Source organism: bacterium, from assembly GCA_037131655.1.
Taxonomy (GTDB): Bacteria; Armatimonadota; Fimbriimonadia; order Fimbriimonadales; family JBAXQP01; genus JBAXQP01.
This window is the reverse complement of record JBAXQP010000404.1, coordinates 1-2,014: the sequence shown is the minus strand read 5'-3', so window position 1 is coordinate 2,014 and position 2,014 is coordinate 1. Positions and strand designations below refer to the sequence as shown.

2 protein-coding genes are annotated in these 2,014 nt (G+C 50.4%); both read right to left on the bottom strand.

Going from position 1 to position 2,014, the window contains the following annotated elements:
- A partial coding sequence (locus WCO51_12995; GenBank protein MEI6514170.1) for a DUF3142 domain-containing protein occupies positions 1 to 1,313 on the bottom strand: 1,313 nt, incomplete at its 3' end.
- A 76-nt stretch (positions 1,314 to 1,389) separates the two neighbouring features.
- Positions 1,390 to 1,941 (bottom strand): lysophospholipid acyltransferase family protein, encoded by a 552-nt coding sequence (locus WCO51_12990; GenBank protein MEI6514169.1) that lies wholly within the window; start codon positions 1,939 to 1,941, stop codon positions 1,390 to 1,392.
- Between the last annotated feature and the right edge of the window lie 73 nt (positions 1,942 to 2,014).

Here is a 2,014-nt window from a genome sequence, read left to right as displayed (position 1 = left end):
GGTCCTTCGACTTCTAATCCGGGGAGATCAAAAACCAACTCAACCACGACCGCATTATCACTCAGCGCGCTTCCGACTGAGCCTGTGTTGGTAACTTTTATGTTGAGGTCAATAGGTGAGCGTTTGACCTTACGCCCGGTCTCGACGAGCTCCCAAGGGGCATTGGAAGCTGTGATATTAACTTGTAATCCTGGCCGAGCCTTCTCGCCTCGAAGAACAGAGGCGATTGATGGCAGCGGTAAGGTCATCGTTTCGCCTGCTTCCGGATAGCGGAAGAGAATTACCCCTCGGCAGTTCTTGGGACGCTCTGCTTTTACAGCTTCCAGATACTGGGCGATCAACTCTGGGGTTGGGATGTCATATACCAGGTGATAGCCAAGCCCCCTGCCATCAGGCGCAGATCTTGTTGCTACGAACTCAAGGAGGTCTTCGCCAATATAATTATTCGGGCGGGCCAGTTTTCCTTCGGCATTTATTGGGGAGGCTGATACGAACCTGAATGCCGGATGATGCATCGCCTCCCGAAAACTCAAATCATGATAAATGCCGCTGAACTTACGCTGGCGATCGAATAAAAAAGTGTGCCCATAAGAAGGGACGCCCGCATAGAATTCCTTGCCAAGCCGCCCTGCCGACTTCAACCCTCGCTTAAGCATCTTCAAGCTCGAGACTGGGATGAACTCATCGAGTGTCTTTGGCAGGTCACGCTCATAGAACTGTGGCACGTAAAAATCGACCTGGTCTAGTACCAGGCTGAGGTATTTGCTGCTGAACCAGGTAGGAAGGGCGGTTATCGAAAGGGGCACTTTGCGCCCCAACCCATCCCGCACTTTATTTAAGAATTCGGCATATTTCGGCAGCCGTTTAGTTGGGCAGTCGAAATCTAGCTGAAACCCACTTACCTTTATTCCAGCCTTTTGCGCCCTGTCGCGCTCCTCGTTCAGATAGGTGACCACATCCCGAGCAAGAATATCATTCGACATGCTTTTGAAGTCAAGGACAATCCCGAAATTGAAATTAAATACCAAAACGACTGGAATATCGCTGGGAGTTTGCCAATCTTGTGGCAGGATAAGCGTGACGCTGCTTCCCGATTGCTTAAACTCACCGGCATGAACGAATAGCTGCTTTACCCCCAATCCGTTAAGCAGCTCGACTTCAGCTTTGGGGAGCGAAAACGGGCTGTGCCAATACCAAAGTGACACTTCAATCGGAGGCAACGGCGCAGTAAATCGACTCCTCGCCCAAAAACCACAGGCCAGGAGAAGAATTAGGAGACATAAAGCGAGTAGGCGCAAATGAAGAGGCCGCATAATCACATTGTAAGCATAGCAAATACCGCATGCGCCGTCAATAGAATAGAAAAGAATTTTTAAATATTCTCAAACGCTACTTAATCAGTTCAGCCACGGCTTGCCTGAGGCGTTCAAGTATTTCTTTTGTGTCCTCATCTTTGCTAAAAACCAAGGGCTTACCGAACCGAACGATTACTCGCCGAAAGGCGGGTCTGGGGATGACTGAGCCGTAGGGGATGATGCGGCGGGTGCCGATGATGCCAGCGGGGACGATGGGCACACCGGCTTTTTTGGCTAATAAAGCGACACCGGGGAGGAATGACTGCATTTCGCCGGTCTCGCTGGACTGACCCTCAGGGAAGATTACTACGGCTTTCCCAGACTGAACAAGCCCCTCAGCTTTGCGAAGCGCTGCCCTATCTGCGGATCGGGGTTTAACCGGAAAAGCATTTGCCCAACGCATTAAAGTACCCATGACCGGGATGCTAAATAGCTCCTCTTTGGCCATATAGTGCAATTCCCGTGGGGTGGCAGCGCCGATTGCTAGCGGGTCGGCGTCGCTGATATGGTTGGCTGAAATAAAAAGCCCGCCTTTACGCGGCACATTCTCCACGCCTTCCACCTTCAGCGGCCCATAAACAACCATTATTACTCGGATTATAATTCGAAAAAACCAATAGAGCATATTCTTATTAATATATTAGCATCTGTGCGCTCTT